We start from the raw sequence: 3,730 nt of genomic DNA on the forward strand, positions 1-3,730 counted from the left end.
ACTTGAGGCGACCACGGCCTTCCACGGCTGAGTCCTGTCTCTCCGATCGTGATCGGAGGGAAAGGACTCAGTCCCCGGGGTCGTACGTCTCGACGAAGTCGCGGACGGCCGCCTCCAGTTCGGCGTGGCTCATCGGGGAGCCGTCCGACGTGGCGCTGGAGAAGCCCTGGCCGGGCGGTCCGTTGGTCCAGTCGAAGTCGTAGACGCCGGGTTCGTCCGGGCGCGCCCGGACCGTGAACTCCTGGCCATCCACGCTCAGCCGTACCGCTTCGTCATCGCCCATCGGGTCACCGCCTTCGTCTCGCCGCGGACGCACGCGTCGGACGGCCCGCGCGGGACCGTCCGACACCAGGTACTCCTAGATACCGCAGTACAGCGTCTGCGTCTTCGTCACCAGCTTCGACGCGCCGTCCGGGTAGCCGACGATGTCGACGTCCACCACGGACCGGAAGTCGTTCTTCGCCACGAAGTTGGTGCATCCCCAGTTGGCGACGGCCCTCTTGTTGCTGCCTCCGCCCGGCGGGACGGTCTTGACGCCCTTGTCGAGCGTCCGCCACCCCGTGCCGCCCTGCAGCCAGATGGTGACCTTGGCCATCGTCGCGGGGCCACTGTTCTTGGTCCACCAGCCGTGGGCGTTGATCCTGCCCGGTGCGGTGCCGGAGAAGTGGACGTAGTCACCTCTGGTGAAGAAGGTGTCGGCGGCGGCCCGCCCCGCACCCTCCCCGTGTCCGGCGGCCTGTGCGGGCCCCGCCGCGGCGGTGGTGGCCAGCAGGGCGGCCAGTGTGGTCGTCGCCGCTGCAGGACCGACTCGTACGCGCATGACGTGCTCCTTTCCCGATCACTCAGGAACCGACGCTCGCTCAGCGGCAGTTGGTCCACTTGTTGGACTTCGTGTACCAGAACCCGGAGCCGCTGAGGGAGTCCTTGGCGCCCTTCCTGGCGAGCCACGGGGAGCCGGAGTGGTTCTTCCCCGAGTACCCCAGGAAGTCGCAGGACGAGCCGTGGTTGTAGTACGACTTGAAGGCCCGGAAGACGGTGTACTTGGTCAGGTCCTTGTTGTCCCCCGCGACCTGCTGCCGGTGGCCGGTGTAGTTCTTGCCGGACCAGACGCAGAAGTAGCCGGACGGGCAGTCCTTCGCCGCCTCTGCGCCGCCCGGCGCCGCGCCGGCGATCCCCGCGCCGCCGGCGAGCAGTCCGCCGGTCAGCACCACACCGCCGACGACGGACGCGAGTTTCCTGGTCATACGCATGCTGTTCCCCCTGTGAGAGCCGACGGGGCCGAGCTCCACCGGCCCCGAAAAGAGCTTGCGGCGCGGGGGGCGTACGCCGCCACGGTCGTCTCCCGACTGACGCGTTCCTGGGACGTCCCAGGCGCTGACCTGCCGGGACGCGGTTCCGTATGAGGGGGCGGCGGGAAGACCCTGGACGCCGGAACAGTCCCGCGGTGGGTGAAGGCCCTTGCTCGTCGGCGGACCCGCGCGACGTCATTCCCGGAGAGTCCGACGCACCTGCGCGAGGCGGTCCTCATCCCAGACCACGTCGGGGTCGGGGACGAGGAAGGCCAGCGCTGTCGCGGCGACGCCCAGGGCGGGCTGGGACCACTCGGCTTCGTTCCCCGTGCCGAAGACGCCGCGCCTGCGGTGCGTCCCGGCGAGGTCCGGACGGGCGAGGGCGGTCAGGACGAAACCGCGCATGGTGGCGCTGAGCTGGGTCGCCAGTTCCTCGAAGGTGGTGTGGAGGTCGGGACGCAGGCGCAGGCCGAACAGCGCGGCGAGATTCTCGTAGGAGCGGGCGATGCGGTCGTTGAGGTCGCGTTCGGCGGCGTCGAGCGCGGTCTGCACCTCCCGTCGCAGGGTGCCGTCGGCCAAGCCGAGGAAGGTGGCGTGCAGGGCGATGTAGGTGCGCCACTGGGTCGAGGCGTGCATGGCCTCGAAGTCTCGCAACGCGCCTTGCCGCAGCAGTTCGACGCAGAGCTCGTGACGGCCGGCCGCGGTGGTGAAGCCATCGATGCGGGCAAGGGCGAGGTGGCGGAGGGCCTCCTCGCCGGCCCTTCCGTCGGCGCCCGCCGCGGCCGGCGCGCACCGGGCGAGTTCCTTGAGCAGGTCGCTGAAGAACAGGTCCTTGTAGGGCCAGCGGCGGTAGACGGCACTGCGTGCGACGCCGGCGTCTCGGATGACGTCTTCGAAACTGAGGTGATCCAGGCTCACGGTCAGTCCGGTGCGCTCGACCATCGTCATGGCGGTGTCGAGCATGCGCTGCGCGGTTTCGGCGTCGGTACGGCGGCGTCGGCGCCGTGCCACTCCCATTTGGAGTTGCTCGTTCGTCATCAGGCCCTCTACTCTCCGACAAAACTTGAGACACGATATCCCAAGTCTCGTGAGTGCTCTATGCATCAGGAGGATCCCGATGTCCGTGCAACAACTCCCCGCATCCGTCCGCAGGGCCGGCCGTGCCCTGCAGGCCGCCGCCGGGCTGGCGGTGGCCGCCGCGGGTGTGATCGTCATCGACCAGGCCGTCGGCGGTGGTCTCGCCGAACGGCTCAGGCAGAGCTATCCGCAGCGCAGTGCCGATCAGATCGGCATGGCTGAATCCAGCATCCTCACCTACCTGTTCACCCTTGGCGTGCTCGGCGTCTGCCTGTTCGCGGCGATGGCCTGGGCGATCCGGCGCGGCCGGCGGTGGGCGCGCGGCATCGGCTCCACGGCCGTCGTGCTGGGCAGCGTCCTGGCCGTGTACAACTTCAGCCAGCCGCATCCGCTGGTGATGACCGTGGCCGGCGTCGTGCCGTGTGTGGCCGGCCTGGCAGCGGTCCTGCTGCTGCGGACACGGGAATCCGCGTCCTACTTCAGCGTCGAGCGCAAGACCTCTGCCTGACCGCGTCCTGATTGCGCCCTGACTGCGCCCGACGATCCAGGGGCCTCGGTGTCGAGGTCGGGGATCTCGGCCTGGTCGAAGGCCGTCCGGATCACCTCGTCCGCGTCGCGGATGACCGAGCCGGTCCGCCACTCCGCTTGCACGTGTGGTCCGGACCGGAGACGCATGGGGAGCCACGGTTTCCGGCCGGAACGCGGAACGCCTGAGTAGGGATACTCAGGCGTTCGGTCTCGGCCGTGCGTGCGGCCGTCAGGCGACGGTGCCGCTCTCCTTGATGACCACGTCGGAACGGAGGGCGCCGCTGTGGGAGCCGAGGGCCTCGATCTTCTTGACGAGCTCCTCGCCCTCGACGACCTCACCGAAGACGACGTGCTTGCCGTCCAGCCAGGGGGTGGCGACGGTCGTCACGAAGAACTGGGAGCCGTTGGTGTTCGGGCCGCGGTTGGCCATCGACAGCAGGAACGGCCGGTCGTGCTTGAGGGAGAAGTTCTCGTCGGCGAAGGACGCACCGAAGATGCTCTTGCCGCCGGTGCCGTTGCCGTGGGTGAAGTCGCCGCCCTGGAGCATGAAGTCCGGGATGACGCGGTGGAAGGCGGAGCCGGCGTAGCCGTAGCCGTTCTGGCCGGTGGCGAGCTCGCGGAAGTTACGCGCGGTCTCCGGGACGACGTCGTCGAAGAGGCGGAAGACGATGCGTCCCGCGTCCTTACCGTCAATGGTGATGTCGAAAAAAACGTTGTGCATGGCCATATCCTCACATCCCTCGTCACGCGGCCCGGTATCCGGCCCGCCGGAAAGGCCCCGGCGACGGCCCGACGGGGCCCGACGGGGCCCGGCGGGGGCCGGCGCGGGGCCGGCG

At 69.4% G+C, this 3,730-nt stretch carries 6 protein-coding genes; 1 reads left to right on the forward strand and 5 read right to left on the reverse strand.

Going from position 1 to position 3,730, the window contains the following annotated elements:
- Nucleotides 1–67: 67 nt before the first annotated feature.
- The 4 genes from JNW98_RS34065 to JNW98_RS34080 all read right to left on the reverse strand — a co-directional run bounded on the left by JNW98_RS34065 (nucleotide 68) and on the right by JNW98_RS34080 (nucleotide 2,327).
- Nucleotides 68–283, reverse strand: a complete 216-nt coding sequence (locus JNW98_RS34065) for a hypothetical protein (RefSeq protein ID WP_223772160.1) — start codon at nucleotides 281–283, stop codon at nucleotides 68–70.
- Between the two features lie 75 nt (nucleotides 284–358).
- On the reverse strand, nucleotides 359–820 hold the full coding sequence (locus JNW98_RS34070; protein WP_223772161.1) for a hypothetical protein: 462 nt from the start codon (nucleotides 818–820) through the stop codon (nucleotides 359–361).
- Between the two features lie 40 nt (nucleotides 821–860).
- Nucleotides 861–1,244, reverse strand: coding sequence for a peptidase inhibitor family I36 protein (locus JNW98_RS34075; RefSeq protein WP_223772162.1), 384 nt, complete (start codon nucleotides 1,242–1,244; stop codon nucleotides 861–863).
- A gap of 240 nt (nucleotides 1,245–1,484) precedes the next feature.
- A complete protein-coding gene (locus tag JNW98_RS34080; protein WP_223772163.1) occupies nucleotides 1,485–2,327 on the reverse strand; it encodes a TetR/AcrR family transcriptional regulator in 843 nt (280 codons plus the stop codon).
- A gap of 79 nt (nucleotides 2,328–2,406) precedes the next feature.
- Here JNW98_RS34080 and JNW98_RS34085 point away from each other — a divergent pair, with 79 nt between their 5' ends.
- Nucleotides 2,407–2,874, forward strand: coding sequence for a hypothetical protein (locus JNW98_RS34085; RefSeq protein WP_223772164.1), 468 nt, complete (start codon nucleotides 2,407–2,409; stop codon nucleotides 2,872–2,874).
- Between the two features lie 249 nt (nucleotides 2,875–3,123).
- Here JNW98_RS34085 and JNW98_RS34090 read toward each other — a convergent pair whose 3' ends face one another.
- The gene (locus tag JNW98_RS34090) at nucleotides 3,124–3,615 is read right to left on the reverse strand and encodes a peptidylprolyl isomerase (protein ID WP_223772165.1); all 492 of its coding nucleotides are present in this window, start codon (nucleotides 3,613–3,615) and stop codon (nucleotides 3,124–3,126) included.
- Nucleotides 3,616–3,730 lie beyond the last annotated feature (115 nt).

Origin of the sequence: Streptomyces huiliensis (genome assembly GCF_020037025.1) — a bacterium.
Classification (GTDB): Bacteria; Actinomycetota; Actinomycetes; order Streptomycetales; family Streptomycetaceae; genus Streptomyces; species Streptomyces huiliensis.

Bases quoted from the DNA above. Each gene is read 5' to 3' on its own strand.
- JNW98_RS34075 (WP_223772162.1), bottom strand. From the start codon at position 1,244: ATGACCAGGAAACTCGCGTCCGTCGTCGGCGGTGTGGTGCTGACCGGC.
- JNW98_RS34065 (WP_223772160.1), bottom strand. From the start codon at position 283: ATGGGCGATGACGAAGCGGTACGGCTGAGCGTGGATGGCCAGGAGTTC.
- JNW98_RS34090 (WP_223772165.1), bottom strand. From the start codon at position 3,615: ATGCACAACGTTTTTTTCGACATCACCATTGACGGTAAGGACGCGGGA.
- JNW98_RS34080 (WP_223772163.1), bottom strand. From the start codon at position 2,327: ATGACGAACGAGCAACTCCAAATGGGAGTGGCACGGCGCCGACGCCGC.
- JNW98_RS34085 (WP_223772164.1), top strand. From the start codon at position 2,407: ATGTCCGTGCAACAACTCCCCGCATCCGTCCGCAGGGCCGGCCGTGCC.
- JNW98_RS34070 (WP_223772161.1), bottom strand. From the start codon at position 820: ATGCGCGTACGAGTCGGTCCTGCAGCGGCGACGACCACACTGGCCGCC.